This window comes from Streptomyces sp. NPDC057854 (assembly GCF_042797055.1).
GTDB lineage: Bacteria > Actinomycetota > Actinomycetes > Streptomycetales > Streptomycetaceae > Streptomyces.
The window spans coordinates 24,068-42,317 of the sequence record NZ_JBHVMF010000017.1; the positions used below are offsets into that span (position 1 = coordinate 24,068).

General features: G+C 74.9%; 15 protein-coding genes. 9 read left to right on the forward strand and 6 right to left on the reverse strand.

Annotated elements, in window-relative coordinates:
- Positions 1 to 25: 25 nt before the first annotated feature.
- Positions 26 to 1,723 (reverse strand): phenylacetic acid degradation protein PaaN, encoded by a 1,698-nt coding sequence (gene paaN, locus ACFVQZ_RS23685; RefSeq protein WP_383625733.1) that lies wholly within the window; start codon positions 1,721 to 1,723, stop codon positions 26 to 28.
- Between the two features lie 184 nt (positions 1,724 to 1,907).
- Here paaN and ACFVQZ_RS23690 point away from each other — a divergent pair, with 184 nt between their 5' ends.
- Both ACFVQZ_RS23690 and ACFVQZ_RS23695 read left to right on the forward strand, forming a co-directional pair.
- Positions 1,908 to 3,425, forward strand: a complete 1,518-nt coding sequence (locus ACFVQZ_RS23690; protein ID WP_030493714.1) for a 3-hydroxyacyl-CoA dehydrogenase — start codon at positions 1,908 to 1,910, stop codon at positions 3,423 to 3,425.
- Positions 3,422 to 4,012 (forward strand): TetR/AcrR family transcriptional regulator, encoded by a 591-nt coding sequence (locus tag ACFVQZ_RS23695; protein ID WP_030493713.1) that lies wholly within the window; start codon positions 3,422 to 3,424, stop codon positions 4,010 to 4,012. The genes ACFVQZ_RS23690 and ACFVQZ_RS23695 overlap by 4 nt, the downstream gene beginning before the upstream one ends.
- A 127-nt stretch (positions 4,013 to 4,139) precedes the next feature.
- Here ACFVQZ_RS23695 and ACFVQZ_RS23700 read toward each other — a convergent pair whose 3' ends face one another.
- Positions 4,140 to 4,706, reverse strand: coding sequence for an Lrp/AsnC family transcriptional regulator (locus ACFVQZ_RS23700; protein ID WP_383625737.1), 567 nt, complete (start codon positions 4,704 to 4,706; stop codon positions 4,140 to 4,142).
- A 186-nt stretch (positions 4,707 to 4,892) separates the two neighbouring features.
- Between ACFVQZ_RS23700 and pdhA the strand changes: the two genes are divergently transcribed.
- The 7 genes from pdhA to ACFVQZ_RS23735 all read left to right on the forward strand — a co-directional run bounded on the left by pdhA (position 4,893) and on the right by ACFVQZ_RS23735 (position 12,986).
- Positions 4,893 to 6,044, forward strand: coding sequence for a pyruvate dehydrogenase (acetyl-transferring) E1 component subunit alpha (gene pdhA / locus ACFVQZ_RS23705; RefSeq protein ID WP_383625740.1), 1,152 nt, complete (start codon positions 4,893 to 4,895; stop codon positions 6,042 to 6,044).
- Positions 6,041 to 7,078: an alpha-ketoacid dehydrogenase subunit beta gene (locus tag ACFVQZ_RS23710; protein ID WP_030493710.1), complete on the forward strand. Its 1,038-nt coding sequence runs from the start codon at positions 6,041 to 6,043 to the stop codon at positions 7,076 to 7,078. Before pdhA ends, ACFVQZ_RS23710 begins: the two co-directional genes overlap by 4 nt.
- On the forward strand, positions 7,078 to 8,442 hold the full coding sequence (locus tag ACFVQZ_RS23715; RefSeq protein WP_383625743.1) for a dihydrolipoamide acetyltransferase family protein: 1,365 nt from the start codon (positions 7,078 to 7,080) through the stop codon (positions 8,440 to 8,442). The genes ACFVQZ_RS23710 and ACFVQZ_RS23715 overlap by 1 nt, the downstream gene beginning before the upstream one ends.
- An 81-nt stretch (positions 8,443 to 8,523) precedes the next feature.
- Entirely contained in the window at positions 8,524 to 9,486 is a 963-nt protein-coding gene (locus ACFVQZ_RS23720) for a DUF6457 domain-containing protein (RefSeq protein ID WP_383625746.1), read from the forward strand.
- A complete protein-coding gene (locus ACFVQZ_RS23725; RefSeq protein ID WP_383625749.1) occupies positions 9,483 to 10,889 on the forward strand; it encodes a molybdopterin molybdotransferase MoeA in 1,407 nt (468 codons plus the stop codon). The genes ACFVQZ_RS23720 and ACFVQZ_RS23725 overlap by 4 nt, the downstream gene beginning before the upstream one ends.
- Positions 10,877 to 11,968 carry a potassium channel family protein gene (locus ACFVQZ_RS23730; protein WP_030493706.1) on the forward strand — a complete coding sequence of 364 codons (1,092 nt, stop codon included), beginning with the start codon at positions 10,877 to 10,879 and terminating at the stop codon, positions 11,966 to 11,968. Before ACFVQZ_RS23725 ends, ACFVQZ_RS23730 begins: the two co-directional genes overlap by 13 nt.
- 37 nt (positions 11,969 to 12,005) lie before the next feature.
- Positions 12,006 to 12,986, forward strand: a complete 981-nt coding sequence (locus tag ACFVQZ_RS23735; RefSeq protein ID WP_030493705.1) for an NAD(P)H-quinone oxidoreductase — start codon at positions 12,006 to 12,008, stop codon at positions 12,984 to 12,986.
- A 138-nt stretch (positions 12,987 to 13,124) separates the two neighbouring features.
- On the opposite strand, the gene ACFVQZ_RS23740 is transcribed toward ACFVQZ_RS23735, so the two are convergent.
- The 4 genes from ACFVQZ_RS23740 to ACFVQZ_RS23755 form a co-directional block, all read right to left on the reverse strand.
- Positions 13,125 to 13,682, reverse strand: a complete 558-nt coding sequence (locus ACFVQZ_RS23740) for a bacterial proteasome activator family protein (RefSeq protein ID WP_030493704.1) — start codon at positions 13,680 to 13,682, stop codon at positions 13,125 to 13,127.
- A 98-nt stretch (positions 13,683 to 13,780) separates the two neighbouring features.
- Complete coding sequence (locus ACFVQZ_RS23745) at positions 13,781 to 16,645, reverse strand: FtsX-like permease family protein (protein WP_383625754.1); 2,865 nt, start codon at positions 16,643 to 16,645, stop codon at positions 13,781 to 13,783.
- Complete coding sequence (locus tag ACFVQZ_RS23750) at positions 16,642 to 17,385, reverse strand: ABC transporter ATP-binding protein (RefSeq protein ID WP_030493702.1); 744 nt, start codon at positions 17,383 to 17,385, stop codon at positions 16,642 to 16,644. The genes ACFVQZ_RS23745 and ACFVQZ_RS23750 overlap by 4 nt, the downstream gene beginning before the upstream one ends.
- A gap of 109 nt (positions 17,386 to 17,494) precedes the next feature.
- Positions 17,495 to 18,229 carry a PadR family transcriptional regulator gene (locus ACFVQZ_RS23755; RefSeq protein ID WP_383625759.1) on the reverse strand — a complete coding sequence of 245 codons (735 nt, stop codon included), beginning with the start codon at positions 18,227 to 18,229 and terminating at the stop codon, positions 17,495 to 17,497.
- Positions 18,230 to 18,250 lie beyond the last annotated feature (21 nt).

Sequence of the window (18,250 nt, forward strand, 5' to 3'; positions counted from 1 at the left end):
CGGCACGCCGGAGGCCGGTGCCGGGTCACGCCTGGCGGCGCACCTCGACCACGCGGAAGCGGTGGGCGACGAAGGCGCCGTCGCACAGCGCGGCGTTCGCCGCCGGGTTGCCGCCCGAGCCGTGGAAGTCGGAGAACGCGGCCGTCTGGTTCACGTACACCCCGCCCGTGAGGTTCAGCGAGAGCTGCGCCGACTCCTCCAGGCAGACCTCCTCGACGGCCCGCTCGACGCCGGCGTCCGTCGTGTACGCGCCGACCGTCATCGCGCCCTTCTCGCGGATCGTGCGCCGCAGCAGCTCCAGGCCGTCGGCGGTGGACTCCACCGAGACGGCGAAGGAGACCGGGCCGAAGCACTCGGAGAGGTACGCGGCCTCCGCGTCCGGCTTGGAGCCGTCCAGCTTCACCATGACCGGGGTGCGGACGACCGCGTCCGGGAAGTCCGGGTTGACGACCTCGCGGGAGGCCAGGGCGACCTCGCCGAGGTCGGCGGCGGCCTCCAGGCGGGCCTTCACATCCGGGTTGACCAGGGCGCCGAGCAGGGCGTTGGCCCGGGCGTCGTCGCCCAGCAGGCCGCCGACCGCGCCGGCCAGGTCGGCCACCACCTCGTCGTACGACTTGGGGCCCTGGTCGGTGGTGATGCCGTCGCGGGGGATCAGCAGGTTCTGCGGGGTGGTGCACATCTGGCCGCTGTACAGGGACAGCGAGAACGCCAGGTTGGACAGCATGCCCCGGTAGTCGTCGGTGGAGTCGATCAGGATCGTGTTGACGCCGGCCTTCTCCGTGTAGACCTGCGCCTGCCGGGCGTGGGCCTCCAGCCAGTCGCCGAACTCGGTGGAGCCGGTGTAGTCGATGATCCGGATCTCCGGGCGGAGGGCCAGGGTCTTGGCGATGCCCTCGCCCGGGCGCTCGGCGGCCAGCGCCACCAGGTTCGGGTCGAAGCCGGACTCGGCGAGCACCTCGCGGGCGATCTTCACGGTCAGCGCCAGCGGGAGCACCGCGCGCGGGTGGGGCTTCACCAGGACCGCGTTGCCCGTGGCGAGGGACGCGAACAGGCCCGGGTAGCCGTTCCACGTCGGGAAGGTGTTGCAGCCGATGACCAGGGCGATGCCGCGGCCGACGGGGGTGAACTCCTTGGTCAGCTCCAGCGGGTCCCGCTTGCCCTGCGGCTTGGACCAGGCGGCCCGGCCGGCGGGGGTGCGGGTCTGCTCCTCGTACGCGTACGCCACCGCCTCCAGGCCGCGGTCCTGCGCGTGCGGGCCGCCGGCCTGGAACGCCATCATGAACGCCTGGCCGCTGGTGTGCATGACCGCGTGGGCAAACTCGTGGGTGCGGGCCGAGATCCGGGCCAGGATCTCCAGGCAGACCAGGGCGCGCGTCTCCGGACCGGCGTCGCGCCAGCCGGGCAGGCCGGCGCGCATCGCGGGCAGCAGCACGTCCACGTCCGCGTGCGGGTACTCGACGCCCAGCTCGGGGCCGTACGGCGACACCTCGCCGCCCGTCCAGCCGTCGGTGCCGGGCTGGTCGAGGTCGAAGCGGCCGTTCAGCACCGCCTGGTGGGCGGCGAGGCCGGCGGCGGCGTCGAGCGAGCCGTCCGCGCCGTACGCCTTCGGGTGCTCCGGGTAGGGCGACCAGTAGGCGCGGCTGCGGATGGTGGCGAGGGCCTGATCGAGCGTGGACCGGTGCTTCGCGGCCAGAACGTCGGTGGTCGGCTGGGCGGTGGCCATGGGTGGACCAACTCCTCGTCGAGCTGGGCAGGGAGACGCGTACGGAGTTAGAGTAACCGAACGATCGGTCGGGACAAGGGGGTCCGTCGATCCTGTGGAAAACCCATCGGGGAGGATCACTCCTATGAGCGCCGGCAGCGAAGCGGACAAGCGTGCCAACGGGACCGTCAGGGGGAGCGCCGCCATGGACCAGGCCATCGGACGGGGCCGTACGGTCGCCGTCGTCGGCACCGGCACGATGGGCCAGGGGATCGCGCAGGTCGCGCTGGTCGCCGGCCACCCCGTACGGCTCTACGACAGCGCGCCCGGCCGGGCCGCCGAGGCCGTCGCCGCGATCGGCGCCCGCCTCGGCCGGCTGGTCGAGAAGGGCCGGATGACCGCCGCCGACCGCGAGGCCGCCGCCGGGCGGCTGCACGCCTGCGAGGACCTGGCCGACCTCGCCGACGCGGCGCTCGTCGTCGAGGCGATTGTCGAGGACCTGGCGGTCAAGCAGCGGCTCTTCGCCGACCTGGAGGAGACCGTCGGCGACGACGCCCTCCTCGCCACCAACACGTCCTCGCTCTCCGTCACCGCCATCGCCGGGCGCCTGCGGCGGCCCGGCCGCTTCGTCGGCCTGCACTTCTTCAACCCCGCGCCGCTGCTCCCCCTCGTCGAGGTCGTCCGTGGCGCCGCCACCGACGAGACCGCCGCCACGCGCGCGTACGGGACGGTCCTCGCCTGGGGCAAGACGCCGGTGCGCTGCGCCGACACCCCCGGCTTCATCGTCAACCGGATCGCCCGCCCCTTCTACGCCGAGGCGTTCCGCGTGTACGAGGAGCGGGGCGCCGACCCGGCCACCATCGACGCGGCGCTGCGCGAGTGCGGCGGCTTCCGGATGGGCCCGTTCGAGCTGACCGACCTGATCGGGCAGGACGTCAACGAGGCCGTGACCCGCTCCGTGTGGGACTCCTTCTTCCAGGACCCGAAGTTCACGCCGTCGCTGGCGCAGCGGCGGCTCGTGGAGTCGGGGCGGCTGGGCCGGAAGTCGGGCCACGGCTGGTACGCGTACGCGGACGGTGCCGAGCGGCCCGAGCCGCACACCGCGCCGCCCGCGAAGGCGCCGGAGCGGATCACCGTCCACGGCGACCTCGGGCCGGCCCGGGCGCTGGTGGGGCTCTTCGCGGACGCGGGGATCCGCGTGGAACGCCAGGAGGCCGAGGAGGGCGAGGGCGACGGGCGGGTCGTGCTGCCGGGAGGGGCCGAGCTGCACCTCGCGGACGGCGAGGCCTCCTTCCCGTACCGGAACGAGATCGTCTACTTCGATCTCGCCCTGGACTACGCGGCGGCGAGCCGGATCGTGCTCTCCGCGCGGGAGGGGGCCGACCCCGACGCCCTCGCGGAGGCCGTCGGGCTCTTCCAGGCGCTCGGCAAGAAGGTGTCCGTCATCGGCGACGTGCCCGGCATGATCGTGGCCCGGACGGTCGCGATGCTCGTCGACCTCGCCGCCGACGCCGTCGACCGGGGCGTCGCCACCGCCGAGGACATCGACACGGCGATGCGGCTCGGGGTCAACTACCCTGCCGGCCCGCTGGAATGGGGCGCGCGGCTGGGGTACCGGCGGGCGGCGATGCTGCTGGACGAACTGCACGACCGCTACCCGACGGGCCGGTACGCGCCGTGCCTCGGGCTCGCGCGCCGGGCCTACGCCGAGGAGGCGCGATGACCACCGCACGGCGCGACACCTACACCCCCGAGACGCTGCTCTCGGTCGCGGTGCGGGTCTTCAACGAGCGCGGGTACGACGGCACGTCCATGGAGCACCTGTCCAAGGCGGCCGGGATCTCCAAGTCGTCGATCTACCACCACGTGTCCGGCAAGGAGGAGCTGCTGCGGCGGGCCGTCAGCCGGGCGCTGGACGGGCTCTTCGCGGTCCTCGACGAGCCGGGCGCGGTGCGCGGCCGGGCGGTGGAGCGGGTCGAGTACGTGACCCGGCGGACCGTCGAGGTGCTGATCGCGGAGCTGCCGTACGTCACGCTGCTGCTGCGGGTGCGGGGCAACACCGCGACGGAGCGGTGGGCTATGGAGCGGCGCCGGGAGTTCGACCACCGGGTGGCCGAGCTGCTGGGGGCCGCGGCGGCCGAGGGCGACCTGCGGTCGGACGTGGACATCCGGCTCGCGACCCGACTGCTTTTCGGCATGATCAACTCGCTGGTGGAGTGGTACCGGCCGCATCCCGACCAGGCGGAGCGCGACCAGCTCGCCGAGACCGTCGCCCACCTGGCCTTCGACGGGCTGCGCAAGCCGCGCTGAGGCCGGCCGCGGGCGGTCGGTGCGGCCGCTTCCGGCTAGGTGCCGCTGATCCGGCCGCTGAGGCGCCGGCAGGAGTATGCGAGGGCCCCGGGGACGTTCCCGGGGCCCTCGCGCGCGTGCGGGGCCGTCAGGGCTTCGGGTCGGCGTTCAGGTCCATCTCGTCGAAGACGAGGAGGGTGCGGGTGGAGAGCACCTCCGGGATGGCCTGGAGGCGGGTGAGGACCAGCTCCCGCAGGGTCCGGTTGTCCGGGGTGTGGACCAGCAGCAGGACGTCGAAGTCGCCGCTGACCAGCGCGATGTGCGCGGCGCCGGGGAGCGCCTTCAGCTGTTCGCGGACCGTGCGCCAGGAGTTCTGGACGATCTTGAGCGTGATGTAGGCGGAGGCGCCGTGGCCGGCCCGCTCGTGGTTGACCCGGGCGCTGAAGCCCCGGATCACGCCGTCGTCGATGAGCCGGTTGATCCGGGCGTACGCGTTGGCCCGGGAGACGTGGACGCGCTCGGCGACGGAGCGCACCGAGGCGCGGCCGTCCGTCTGGAGCAGTCGCAGGATGTCCCGGTCTATCGCGTCCAGCGGGCGTGCCGGGGCGGCGTACGCCGGCGTGTCCGGGGGCGCGCTCAGCACCTCGCCCACCGCGTCCCCCGCCGTGTCGTCCGGGGCCCCGCCCCGGGCGACGGCCATTTGTTCATCCGCCATGTCCCCCCGCCTCTCTCCGGTGGACGACCTGTCCCTATCCCAGGCTGTGGAGAACCGTTTGTCCACAGGCTGGAGGTGCCTGTAGCCAAAATGCCTCCACGACCGAACAATCGGTAGGTGAGGCGCGCCACATCCGCGCCACCCGCCTTCGGGTCTTATGCCCGCTCCCACGAGGAGGTGGACTCGTTGCAACAGCGCAGTTCGACAGTCCAGGAGCCGCTCGCCGACACGGCCTACCGGCCCACACCGCCGCCGGCCTGGCGACCGCGGACCGATCCCGCCCCGCTGCTGCCCGACACCGAGCCGCTGCGCGTGCTCGGCACGGACGCCGTGGCCGACGCCGACCCCGCGCTGCTGCGCCGGCTCTACGCGGAGCTGGTCCGCGGGCGCCGGTACAACGCCCAGGCGACCGCCCTGACCAAGCAGGGCCGGCTCGCGGTCTACCCGTCCACCACCGGCCAGGAGGCCTGCGAGGTCGCCGCCGCCCTCGCCCTGGAGGAGCGCGACTGGCTCTTCCCGTCCTACCGGGACACCCTCGCGGCCGTCGCCCGCGGCCTCGACCCCGTCCAGGCGCTCACCCTGCTCCGCGGCGACTGGCACACCGGCTACGACCCGCGCGAGCACCGCGTCGCCCCGCTGTGCACCCCGCTCGCCACCCAGCTGCCGCACGCCGTGGGCCTCGCCCACGCGGCCCGGCTCAAGGGCGACGACGTGGTCGCGCTCGCCATGGTCGGCGACGGCGGCACCAGCGAGGGCGACTTCCACGAGGCGCTGAACTTCGCCGCCGTCTGGCAGGCGCCGGTCGTCTTCCTCGTGCAGAACAACGGCTTCGCGATCTCCGTGCCGCTGGCCAAGCAGACCGCCGCCCCCTCGCTCGCCCACAAGGCCGTCGGCTACGGCATGCCGGGCCGCCTGGTCGACGGCAACGACGCGGTCGCCGTCCACCAGGTCCTCACCGAGGCCGTCGCCCGCGCCCGGCGCGGCGGCGGACCGACCCTCGTGGAGGCGATCACCTACCGGATCGACGCCCACACCAACGCCGACGACGCCACCCGCTACCGCGCGGACGGCGAGGTCGAGGCCTGGCGGGCGCACGACCCGGTGCTGCTCCTGGAGCGGGAGCTGACCGAGCGGGGCCTCCTCGACGAGGACGGCCGCCGCGCCGCGGCCGAGGCCGCCGAGACGATGGCCGCGGAGCTGCGCGAGCGGATGAACGCCGACCCGGTGCTCGACCCGATGGACCTCTTCACGCACGTGTACGCCGAGCAGACCGCGCAGCTGCGCGAGCAGGCGGCGCAGCTGCGGGCCGAACTCGAAGCGGAGGACGAGAGCCGATGACGACGGCGACGACCGGCGCGGCGGCCGCGAAGGCGGCCGGCCGGCCCAAGCCGGCCACCATGGCGCAGGCGCTCCAGCGCGCCATGCGCGACGCGATGGCCGAGGACCCGACCGTCCACGTGATGGGCGAGGACGTCGGCACCCTCGGCGGGGTCTTCCGGGTCACCGACGGGCTCGCCAAGGAGTTCGGCGAGGACCGCTGCACGGACACGCCGCTCGCCGAGGCGGGCATCCTCGGCACCGCCGTCGGCATGGCCATGTACGGCCTGCGGCCGGTGGTCGAGATGCAGTTCGACGCGTTCGCCTACCCGGCGTTCGAGCAGCTCGTCTCGCACGTGGCGAAGATGCGGAACCGGACGCGCGGCGCGATGCCGATGCCGATGGTCATCCGGGTGCCGTACGGCGGCGGGATCGGCGGCGTCGAGCACCACAGCGACTCCTCCGAGATCTACTACATGGCCACCCCCGGCCTGCACGTCGTCACCCCGGCGACCGTCGAGGACGCCTACGGGCTGCTGCGGGCGGCCATCGCCTCCGACGACCCGGTCGTCTTCCTGGAGCCCAAGCGGCTCTACTGGTCCAAGTCCGACTGGTCGCCCGAGGCACCCGCGCGCGTGGAGCCCATCGGCAGGGCCGTGGTGCGACGCCCCGGCACCAGCGCCACCCTCATCACCTACGGCCCGTCCCTGCCGGTCTGCCTGGAGGCCGCCGAGGCGGCCACCGCCGAGGGCTGGGACCTGGAGGTCGTGGACCTCCGGTCGCTCGTGCCGTTCGACGAGGAGACCGTCGCCGCGTCGGTGCGGCGCACCGGCCGCGCGGTCGTGGTCCACGAGTCCGGCGGCTTCGCCGGCCCCGGCGCGGAGATCGCCGCCCGGATCACCGAGCGCTGCTTCCACCACCTGGAGGCTCCGGTGCTGCGGGTCGCGGGCTTCGACATCCCGTACCCGCCGCCGATGCTGGAGCGGCACCACCTGCCGGGTGTCGACCGGGTCCTGGACGCCGTCGCGCGGCTCCAGTGGGAGGCGGGGAACTGATGGCCCAGGTCCTGGAGTTCAAGCTGCCCGACCTCGGTGAAGGACTCACCGAGGCGGAGATCGTCCGCTGGCTCGTGGACGTCGGCGACGTCGTCGCCGTCGACCAGCCCGTCGTCGAGGTCGAGACCGCCAAGGCGATGGTCGAGGTGCCCTGCCCGTACGGCGGCGTGGTCACCGCCCGCTTCGGCGACGAGGGCACCGAACTGCCCGTCGGCGCGCCGCTCCTGACGGTCGCGGTGGGCGCCTCCGGAGCGGACGGCGCGGCACCGGCCGACGCGCCCGCGGCCGAACCGGCCGCCGGGGACGCCGTCTCCTCCGAGTACTCCGGCAACGTCCTCGTCGGCTACGGCACGGCCGGCCCCGCGGCCCGCCGGCGCCGGATCCGCCCCCAGTCCCCGGCCGTCGTCTCTTCCACGCCGACCACGACGGCCGGTCCCACCCGCGCGGCGGCCCCCGTGGCCGCCGCCCCGGTCCCCGCTGCCGCGCCCGCCGGGCCGGTGCCGGTCATCTCCCCGCTGGTGCGGAAGCTGGCCCGGGACCGCGGCCTCGACCTGCGCGAGGTGCGCGGCTCGGGACCCGACGGCCTGATCCTGCGGGCCGACGTCGAGCGGGCCCTCACCGCCCGCGAGACGCCCGTCGCGCCGGCCCCCGCACCCGCCGCGTCCGCACCGGCCGCGGGCGAGCGGATCCCGCTGCGCGGGCTGCGCGGAGCCGTCGCCGACAAGCTCTCCCGCAGCCGCACCGAGATCCCCGACGCGACCTGCTGGGTGGACGCCGACGCCACCGCGCTCATGGCCGCGCGGGCCGCGATGAACGCGGCGGGCGGGCCGAAGATCTCGCTCCTCGCGCTCCTGGCCCGGATCTGCGTCCACGCGCTGGCCCGCTTCCCCGAGCTGAACTCCACCGTGGACACGGCCGCCCGCGAGATCGTCCGGCTGCCCGACGTGCACCTCGGCTTCGCCGCGCAGACCCCGCGCGGGCTCGTCGTCCCGGTGGTCAGGGACGCCGGGAAGCGGACCGCCGAGTCGCTGACCGAGGAGTTCGCCCGGCTCACCGAGTCGGCCCGGCAGGGCACCCTCACCCCGGCCGACCTCACCGGCGGCACCTTCACCCTCAACAACTACGGGGTGTTCGGGGTCGACGGCTCCACGCCGATCGTCAACCACCCCGAGGCGGCGATGCTCGGCGTCGGCCGGATCATCCCCAAGCCCTGGGTCCACCAGGGCGAACTGGCCGTCCGTCAGGTGGTGCAGCTCTCGCTCACCTTCGACCACCGCGTCTGCGACGGCGGCACGGCCGGCGGCTTCCTCCGGTACGTCGCCGACTGCGTCGAACAGCCCGCCGTGCTGCTGCGCACCGTCTGACCGGCGGCCCGGCGCCCCCGGCCCGTCTCACCAGGAGACCGGCCGGGCCGCGCCGGGCGGCGACGGACCATACTTGCCGGGGTGACCACCGCATACGACGCCGTCGTGCTCGCCGGAGGCGCCGCGCGGCGCCTCGGCGGCGCGGACAAGCCCGGGGTACGGGTCGGCGGCCGGGCCCTGCTCGACCGGGTGCTCGCCGCCTGCGCCGGCGCCCGCCGCACCGTGGTCGTCGGCGACCCGCGCCCGACCGTCCGCCCCGTCCGCTGGACCCGCGAGCAGCGGATCGGCACCGGCCCCGTCGCCGCGCTGGACGCGGGCGCGCGGGCACTCGCCGAGGAGCCCGTGGAGGTGCCGGCACTCGCGACGGAGGCCCCGGAGGCCCGGCCGCCCGCGACAGAGCCTTCCGCCGGAGCACCCGCCACCGCGCCCGAGGTCCTGCTCGTGCTCTCCGCCGACCTGCCGTTCCTCGGGGAGGCCACCGTCGGACGGCTGCTCGCCGCGCTCGACGGCGCGCCGGACGCCGGGGCCGCGCTGCTCACCGACGCCGGCGGACGCGAGCAGCCGCTGGTCGCCGTCTACCGGGCCGGAGCGCTGCGCCGCGCGCTCGACAGGCTGCGGGACGCCCACGGGGAGCTCGACCACCTGCCGCTCCGGAAGCTCACCGGCGGGCTGCGGACCGTGCGGGTGCCGGCCGGGCCGGACGAGCCGGAGGCGTCCTTCGACTGCGACACCTGGGAGGACATCGCCACGGCCCGGGCCCGCATCAGGGACCATGGAGCCGTGCTGGACGAATGGATCACCGCAGCCAAGACCGAACTGGGCCTCGACCTGGACGTCGACACCGGCGTCCTGCTCGACCTGGCCCGTGACGCCGCCCACGGCGTCGCCCGCCCCGCCGCGCCGCTGACGACCTTCCTCGTCGGCTACGCGGCGGCGCGGGCCGCCGCGAACGGGACGGCCCCCGCCGAGGCGGTCGCGGAGGCCGCCCGCAAGGCCGCCGCGCTCGCCCAGCGCTGGGCGGCCGAACAGGACGAGGCCGGATGACCCCCGGCCAACCCGTCCCCACCGCCGCCCCCGCCGCGTCCGCCGCCGCCGGGCACGAGCAAGAGCACGGACACGGGCACGGGCACGGACACGGGCACGGAGACGGGCACGGGCACCACCGCGCCACCCCCTGGCCCGAGGCGCGCGCCCGCGCCGCCCGCGCCGGAACCGAGGCCCGCGCGGCCACGGACCGTCCGCCCGTCCGCGTACCGCTCGGGCAGGCCCTCGGCCGGACCCTCGCCGCACCGCTGCGGGCCCTCACCGACCTGCCGTCCTTCGACAGCTCCGCCATGGACGGGTGGGCGGTCGCGGGACCGGGCCCCTGGACCGTGCGCGAGGAGTCCGTCCTCGCCGGGCACGCCGGGGCCGCCGCCCTCGCCCCCGGTGAGGCGGTACGGATCGCCACCGGCGGCCGCGTCCCCGCCGGCGCCACCGCCGTCGTCCGCAGCGAGCACTCCCGCACCGGCACCTCCGAGGACGGAACGGTTCTGCTGCACCCCCTCCGCGACGTCGTCACCGGGCAGGATGTCCGGCCCCGGGGCCAGGAGTGCCGCGCCGGTGACGTGCTGCTGCCCGCCGGCACCCCCGTGACCCCCGCCGTGCTCGGCCTCGCCGCCGCCGCCGGCTACGACGAGGCCGCCGTGCTGCCCCGTCCCTCGGTGGAGGTCCTCGTCCTCGGCGACGAGCTGCTGACCTCCGGACTCCCCCACGACGGCCTGATCCGGGACGCGCTCGGCCCGATGCTCGGCCCCTGGCTCACGGCGCTCGGCGCCGAGGTCCTGGCGACCCGCCGGATCGGCGACGACGCCGAGGCCCTGTACGCCGCCGTCACGGGTTCCACCGCCGACCTCGTCGTCACCACCGGCGGCACCGCCGCCGGGCCCGTGGACCACGTCCACCGGGTCCTCGACCGGGCCGGCGCGCTCCTGCTCGTCGACGGCGTGAAGGTCCGCCCCGGGCACCCCATGCTGCTCGCCCGGCTCGACGCCGGACGCCACCTCGTCGGCCTGCCGGGCAACCCGCTCGCCGCCGTCTCCGGCCTCCTCACCCTCGCCGCCCCCCTGCTCGCCGCCCTCGCCGAGCCCGCGCCGCGAGGACCCGCGCCCCAGGACCCCGCGCCGCGAGGACCCGCCGAGGCCCCGCAGGTGTCCCCGTACCGCCTGCCCGTCGGTGAAGGCGTGCAGGGGCACCCGTACGACACCCGGCTCGTCCCCGTCGTCCACCGGGACGGGGTCGTCGTGCCGCTGCGCTACCACGGTCCCGCCATGCTGCGCGGCATCGCCGCCGCCGACGCCATGGCCGTCGTCCCGCCCGGCGGCGCCGAGCCCGGCCGGCGCCTCGACCTGCTCGCCCTCCCCTGGCCGACCGAGCAGCCGTCCGCCCAAGGAGCATGTTTCACGTGAAACTTCCCAGTCGTGACGTCATGGCCCGCCACGCCGACGAGAAGGTCAGCGGCTCGCGGATCCATCTGCCCAGCCGGTCCGTGGAACCGCTCCGGCAGGTCGCCCGGCGTCTGCTGATGGCCCTCGGGGTCCTCTTCCTGACCGTCCTCATCGTCTACGTCGACCGCGACGGCTACCACGACAACGCCAACGACACCGTCGACTTCCTCGACTGCGCCTACTACGCGACCGTCACCCTCTCCACCACCGGATACGGCGACATCGTCCCGTTCAGCGACTCGGCGCGGCTCGTCAACATCCTGGTGATCACGCCGCTGCGCGTGCTCTTCCTGATCATCCTGGTCGGCACCACTCTCGAGGTCCTCACCGAACGGACCCGGGAGGAGTTCCGCCTCAAGAAGTGGAGGTCCCACTTGCGCGACCACACCGTGATCGTCGGCTTCGGCACCAAGGGGCGATCCGCGATCCAGACCCTCTGCGCCACCGGTCTCCGCAAGGACCAGATCGTCATCGTCGACCCCTCCGGCAAGGTCATCGAGGCGGCCAACCTCGACGGCTTCGTCGGCGTCGTCGGCGACGGCACCCGCAGCGACGTGCTCCTCCGGGCCGAGGTCCAGCGCGCCCGGCAGATCGTCATCGCCACCCAGCGCGACGACACCGCCGTCCTGGTCACCCTGACCGCCCGCCAGCTCAACAAGGGCGCGAAGATCGTCGCCGCCGTCCGCGAGGAGGAGAACGCGCCGCTGCTCCGCCAGTCCGGCGCCGACGCGGTGATCACCAGCGCCTCCGCCGCCGGCCGGCTCCTCGGCCTCTCCGTGCTCAGCCCCAGCGCCGGCACGGTCATGGAGGACCTCATCCAGCAGGGCACCGGCCTCGACCTCGTCGAGCGCCCCGTCACCAAGGCCGAGGCGGGCCGCAGCGTCCGCGAGACCGACGACCTGGTGGTGAGCGTGCTGCGCGGCCACCGGCTGCTCGGCTACGACGACCCGCAGGCCAGCCCGCTGCAGCTCACCGACCGGGTCATCACCATCGTCCGCGCCGCCCCGGTCACCCCGCTCACCACACCGCCGGAGGACTGACCGCGCGCGGCGGGGCACCGGGAGTAGCCTCGCCGCCATGCATGCGATCACGATTCCGGAACCCGGCGGTCCCGACGCCCTCGTCTGGGCCGAGGCGCCCGATCCCGTGCCCGGCGAGGGCGAGGTCCTCGTCGAGGTGGTGGCGAGCGCCGTCAACCGCGCCGACGTCCTCCAGCGGCAGGGCTTCTACGACCCGCCGCCCGGCAGCTCCCCGTACCCCGGCCTGGAGTGCTCCGGGCGGATCGCCGCGCTCGGCCCCGGCGTCTCCGGCTGGTCCGTCGGCGACGAGGTCTGCGCGCTGCTCGTCGGCGGCGGCTACGCCCAGCGCGTGGCCGTCCCGGCCGGCCAGCTGCTCCCCGCCCCCAAGGGCCTCGACCTGGCCACGGCCGCCGCGCTCCCCGAGGTCGCCTGCACGGTCTGGTCCAACGTCTTCATGATCGCCCACCTGCGGCCCGGCGAGACGCTGCTCGTGCACGGCGGCGCCAGCGGCATCGGCACCATGGCGATCCAGCTGGCCAAGGCGGTCGGCGCGAAGGTCGCGGTCACCGCCGGCAGCCCGGAGAAGCTGGCCCGCTGCGCCGAACTCGGCGCGGACGTCCTGATCGACTACCGCGCCCAGGACTTCGTCGAGGAACTGCGCGCGGCCACGGACGGCGCGGGCGCGGACGTGATCCTCGACATCATGGGCGCCAAGTACCTGGACCGGAACGTCCAGGCCCTCGCGGTCAACGGCCGCCTCGTCGTCATCGGCCTCCAGGGCGGCGTCAAGGGCGAGCTGAACCTCGGCGCGCTGCTCGCCAAGCGGGCCGCCGTGATGGCGACGACCTTGCGCTCCCGGCCGCTCCAGGAGAAGGCGGCGATCGTCGCGGCCGTCCGCGAGCACGTCTGGCCGCTGATCGAGGGCGGCACCGTCCGCCCGGTCGTCGACCGGACGCTGCCGATGGCGGACGCCGCCGAGGCGCACCGCGTCCTGGAGTCCGGCGCGCACGTCGGCAAGGTGCTGCTCGTCGCGCCGTAAAGGCCCGCGGGCACGCGGAAGGCCCCGCACGCAGGGGGAAGCCCCGCACGCACGGAGAGGCCTCACGGACACGGGAAGGGCCCGGCGCCTCCGAGAAGCGCCGGGCCCTTTCCCGTACACGTACAGACGGCAACGCCCCTACAGGTAGGGCCCCGACCCGACCGCGCGCCCGTGGCCGCGTCCGCCGCCCTCGTCGTCATCGTCGTGCGAGGCGACGCCGGGGGGCAAGGCCCGCCGCATCTGCTCCAGCTGCGCGCGGGCCGCCATCTGCTGGGCGAACAGCGCGGTCTGGATGCCGTGGAAGAGGCCCTCCAGCCATCCCACCAACTGGGCCTGCGCGATGCGCAGTTCCGCCTCGGAGGGAATGGCCTCGTCGGTGAACGGCAGCGACAGGCGCTCCAGTTCCTCGACCAGCTCCGGCGCGAGGCCGTCCTCCAGCTCCTTCACCGAGCTGGCGTGGATCTCCTTCAGCCGGACCCGGCTCGCCTCGTCGAGGGGTGCCGCCCGGACTTCCTCCAGAAGCTGCTTGATCATGCTGCCGATCCGCATGACCTTCGCAGGCTGCTCGACCATTTCCGTCACCGGGACCTCGCGGGATTCGTCGTCGCCCTGGGCGCCGCCGAGAGCCATCCCGTCCTGTCCCACGATGAGGACCTGGGGGCTTTCCGGCGACCTGTCATTCCTCGGCATCTCCATGCCGCCATTCTCTCGCACACGTGCTTCACCACCAGGTGTGCCCGGGGACGCGGGTGATCCACCCTCGTCCCCGGGCACGGTCCGGCCACGGAAAGGTGTCAGGTCGCCGCGCGGCGGGCGACGGCCCCCTTCGAGCGGGTCACCAGGGCGGCGAGCAGCGCGGCGCCCAGCGGGACGGCGACGAGCAGGGCCGCCAGCGTCGCCCAGGGCACCACGATCGGCACGTACGGCGGGGTGATGTCGCCGCCCCAGCCCTCGGCGACGATCTGCTCGTAGGAGCGGATCTGCTCGCGCTCCTCGGTGAGCCGCAGGCCCATGGCGGGCAGCAGGCCGGAGACCGAGCCGAGGACGACGCCCATGGCGGCCACCACCCCGCACTGGAAGCCGCTGAGGGTGCGGCGGACGCGCGGCGGGGCGCCGACGGCGGCGAGCGTCTTCAGGTCGGCCTCGGCGTCGGCCTGGGCGAGACCGGTGGCGATGCCGGCGGCGCCGATGGTGACCAGGCCGGCGAAGACGGTCAGCGCGAGCAGGAAGATGCTGTCGTCGGAGACGTACCCCTCCTCGATGGTGAGGTCGATCCCGGCGCCCAGCGACGCGATCTCGGCGTCGAGCTTCTGGCGCTGCTCGCTGTCGGGCAGCCGGTCGGTGCTGAAGTACGCGCCGACGGGGGCGGTGGACAGACCGGCGGCCTTCGCGGCGGCCGGCGTCATCAGCACCTGGAGGCCGTAGGTCTCCTGATCGCCCGTCACCAGGTGGGCGGGGACGGAGGAGACCTTGCCCGGGGCGGGCTTGTTCTCCATCGACGCCTTCTCGGCGGCCTTCGTGTCGGTGATCTGCTTGACGCCGATCGTGCCGTCGGCGGCGACCAGCGCCTTCTGGAAGGTGACGGCCTTGCCGGCGGCGAGCGCGTCGGCGGCGCCGGGCGCGTCGATGCCGAGCACCTTCAGCAGGCGGGCGTCGCCGACGAGGAGACCGCCGTCGACGTAGACGCCGTGGCCCTCGTCCGTCTCGCAGCGCCAGTCGTCGCGGATCATCGTGCGCCGCTGCTCGGCGGTGTACTTCGCCGAGGGGTCGCTGCCGTCGGTCGTCGGCGCCCACAGCGGGCAGACGTTGGCGGGCGGCACCATCACCTCGTACCGGCCGCAGCCGGCGCCCTCGCCCCAGGCGGAGCAGCCGGGCTTGCCGACGGCGACGCGGGAGACGTCGGCGCGGGTCTCGACGGAGACGTGGCGCTGGACGGCGTCGGCGACGGCGCGGACGTCCCGGCCGCCCTCCTCCATCTGGACGAAGGAGACGGCGCCGTGCGGCAGCGCGGCGGTGTACTCGGCGCGGTACTGCGCGTCGCTGCTCGACGTGTACGTGGCGACGGCGACGGTGCCGGCGACGGCGGCGAGCACGGCGGCGACCGCGGGGGCCGTACGGCCCCGGTTGCGGACGGCGTCGCGGAGCGCGAGCCGCGGCGACAGCGGCAGCCAGCGGCCGGTCCGGCCGAAGAGCCCGACCAGGGCCGGGGTCATGGCGACCACGCCCAGTTCGGCGAGGGCGGAACCGCCGGCGACGATGATGAACTGGTCGGTGACGACCGAGCCGTACAGGGCGATCACCGCGCCGAGGAGCAGCGCGACCAGGCCGAGGACGGGCAGCACCCGGCTGGTGGAGCGGACGCCGCGGCGGCCGGTGAGCGAGGCGAGCACGGTCTGCCGGGAGGCGGTGACGGCCGGGACGACGGCGGCGAGCAGGCCGGTGAGGACGGCGAGCAGCGCGATGCCGAGGAGTTCCAGCGGCCGGACGTCGAAGGCGCCGAACCGCTGCCCCATGTAGTCCTCCAGGACCGGCTGGAGGGCCAGGGTGAGGACCAGGGCGAGGACCGTGCCGACGACGGCGGCGGAGACGCCGATGACGAGGCCGCCGCTCAGCACGATGGCCCGGATGTGGCTGCGGGAGCCGCCGTTGGCGCCGACCAGGCCGAGCTGGCGGCGGGAGCGGCGGGCGCCGACCGCGAAGGCGGGACCGGCGAGCAGGCAGATCTCCAGCATCGCCAGGCCGACGACGGTGCCGACGGAGGCGAGGAGCAGGGTGTCGGGGGTGCCGCCGGCCCGGTAGTCGTGCCAGCCGGGCCGCTGGAACATCGGGACCTCGGAGTCGGCCGGCGGGTCGAGCAGGACGGCCCGGGAGACGACGGCGACGCCCTGGGCGTTCACCTTCATGACGTCGTTCCACGTGAAACCGCCGTCGCGCCGCACCAGATAGGTGGTGGTGGCGCCGGGGCCGGGCGCGCCCGCCTTCTCGGCGGCCTTCGCGTACGGGGCGAGGAACGCGCCGGGCAGCGCGGTGACCTGCGTGGTCGTCAGCGAGTCGGGGAGTTCGTAACTGCCCACGATCCGGTACGGCCGGTCGAAATTGCGAGCGGAAACGGTCGAGCCGACGGCGAGTCCGCTCCGCTCCAGGAACGCCGAGGTGGCGATCACCTCGTCGGCCTTCCGCGGATAGCGCCCGTCGAGGAGGGTGGTGATGCCCCGGGCCGTCGGGTCGTCGGCCTTCAGCTCGCGGACGTCGGTCTGGAGCAGGCCGTGCACGGTGGTCAGCTTGGCGGCGCCGACGGTGTCGGTGATCCAGTGCGCGCCGGCGGGTATGGCCTTGGCGAGATCGGTGGTGCCGCTGGGCCAGGGCACGCCGTCCTTCTCGTCCTGCGCCGGCATGACGTTGTCGCCCTCGGGCGTCTGGTGGACGGGCGCGCCGCCGAAGCCGGGGTCGCGGAAGGCGGCGTCGGCGGCGCCGATGGTCCGCTCCAGCTTCTCCGGGACGGACAGTTCGGCGCTGCGGATGGTGAGGTCGGCGGCGCTGACCCCGAGGATGGGGAGGGCGATCATCGCGAGGACGAGCGAGCTGCGGCCCTTGGCGCGCCAGGCGTCGCGGCGGGCGATGCGGACGGCCGCCCGCCAGGAGTGGAACCAGGTCTTCACGCCTCGGCCACCCGGCCCGTCAGGAGGGAGTCGGCCTCGCTGCGCACGGTCTGGTCGACGATGGCGCCGTCGCGCAGGAAGACGACCCGGTCGGCCCAGGCGGCGAAGCGCGGCTCGTGGGTGACGAGGACGCCGGCGGCGCCGGCGTCGCAGCGGGAGCGGAGCAGGGCGAGGACGGACTCGCCGGTCTCGGAGTCGAGGGCGCCGGTGGGCTCGTCGGCGAGGACGAGGCGGCGGTCGCCGACGAGGGCGCGGGCGATGGCGACGCGCTGCTGCTGGCCGCCGGACATCTCGTCGGGGAAGCGGTCGGCGAGGTGGCCGAGCCCCATCTCCTCCAGGGCGGCGAGCGCTTCGCCGCGGGCCTTGCGGGCGGAGGTCCCGTCGAGCTCGCGGGGCAGGGCGACGTTCTCGGCGGCGGTCAGGGCCGGGATGAGGTTGTAGTCCTGGAAGACGTAGCCGATGCTGCGGCGGCGCAGGGCGGCGAGCTCCTTGAGCCCGGCGGTGGTGATGTCGGTGCCCTCGACGATCACGTGACCGGAGGTCGGGGTGTCGAGGCCGCCGGCGATGGTGAGCAGCGTGGACTTGCCGGAGCCGGACGGCCCCATGACGGCGACGAGTTCGCCGGGGTGCACGTCGAGGTCGATGCCGCGCAGGGCGTGCACCTCGGTGGCGCCGGACCCGTGGACCCGGGTCAGGTTCTGCAGGCGCAGCACGGGCTGCGCGGTGGGCGGTGTGGACATGGCGGGGTCCCCCTAGGCGTGCGCGGCGGCGGCCGGGCACGGGTGTGAGCGGTGACGGTCGAAGCGAAGAAAGTGAAAGAAGCGGGGTGTGACGAGGTCCGGGCCCGGCTCAGCGGGCCCGTCCCCCGCCCGGGCCCCCGGGCGCGCCCCCCGACCCACCCGCGGCCCCGCGCCCCCCGTCCCCCGCCCGGGGCCCGCGCCGGGCTCCCTGCCCGGAGACGGCCCCCGCGACGGGCGCGGGCGCGGCGGCGGGGGCGGTGGCGGGCGGGGTGCCGGGGCCGGGGCCGGGGGCCGGGGCGGTGGCGGAGAGGCGGATCAGCCGGGACTCGCAGTGGTCGAGCCAGCGGGCCTCGGCCTCGGTCTGGAAGATCAGCTGCTCCAGGACGAGGAGCCAGGCGACGTCGTCGCGTTCGCGGGAGCCGCCGGCTTCGAGGGCGCTCAGGGCCTGGGCCTTGAGCCGGGTGTAGTCCTGCATGGCCTGCACGGTGTGGCGGCGCTGGGACTGGATGACCTCGCGGATGTCGACGCCGGGCGCGCCGACGGCCATGGCGAGCTTGATGGCGAGCTCGTCGCGGGCGGGGCTGGTGCGGTCCACGGGCCGTTCGAACCAGGTGCGCAGCTCGGCGCGGCCGGCGTCGGTGATCGCGTAGAGCGCGTGGCCGGCGCCGTCCTCGCCGTTCTGGGCGACCAGGCCGTCCCGTTCGAGCCGGCCCAGGGTCGTGTAGACCTGGCCGACGTTCAGCGGCCAGGTGGCGCCGGTGCGGGACTCGAACTCGGTGCGCAGCTGGGAGCCGTAGCGGGGGCCGTGTTCGAGGAGGGCGAGGAGCCCGTGGCGGATCGACATACCGAGTATGTATACCGGGTA

Excerpts from the sequence above, each read along its gene's own strand:
- ACFVQZ_RS23730 (WP_030493706.1), top strand. The coding sequence starts at position 10,877 with ATGTTTCACGTGAAACTTCCCAGTCGTGACGTCATGGCCCGCCACGCC.
- ACFVQZ_RS23700 (WP_383625737.1), bottom strand. The coding sequence starts at position 4,706 with ATGGCGGATGAACAAATGGCCGTCGCCCGGGGCGGGGCCCCGGACGAC.
- ACFVQZ_RS23750 (WP_030493702.1), bottom strand. The coding sequence starts at position 17,385 with ATGTCCACACCGCCCACCGCGCAGCCCGTGCTGCGCCTGCAGAACCTG.
- ACFVQZ_RS23740 (WP_030493704.1), bottom strand. The coding sequence starts at position 13,682 with ATGGAGATGCCGAGGAATGACAGGTCGCCGGAAAGCCCCCAGGTCCTC.
- ACFVQZ_RS23690 (WP_030493714.1), top strand. The coding sequence starts at position 1,908 with ATGGACCAGGCCATCGGACGGGGCCGTACGGTCGCCGTCGTCGGCACC.
- ACFVQZ_RS23715 (WP_383625743.1), top strand. The coding sequence starts at position 7,078 with ATGGCCCAGGTCCTGGAGTTCAAGCTGCCCGACCTCGGTGAAGGACTC.
- paaN (WP_383625733.1), bottom strand. The coding sequence starts at position 1,723 with ATGGCCACCGCCCAGCCGACCACCGACGTTCTGGCCGCGAAGCACCGG.
- ACFVQZ_RS23710 (WP_030493710.1), top strand. The coding sequence starts at position 6,041 with ATGACGACGGCGACGACCGGCGCGGCGGCCGCGAAGGCGGCCGGCCGG.
- ACFVQZ_RS23725 (WP_383625749.1), top strand. The coding sequence starts at position 9,483 with ATGACCCCCGGCCAACCCGTCCCCACCGCCGCCCCCGCCGCGTCCGCC.
- ACFVQZ_RS23755 (WP_383625759.1), bottom strand. The coding sequence starts at position 18,229 with ATGTCGATCCGCCACGGGCTCCTCGCCCTCCTCGAACACGGCCCCCGC.
- ACFVQZ_RS23695 (WP_030493713.1), top strand. The coding sequence starts at position 3,422 with ATGACCACCGCACGGCGCGACACCTACACCCCCGAGACGCTGCTCTCG.
- ACFVQZ_RS23735 (WP_030493705.1), top strand. The coding sequence starts at position 12,006 with ATGCATGCGATCACGATTCCGGAACCCGGCGGTCCCGACGCCCTCGTC.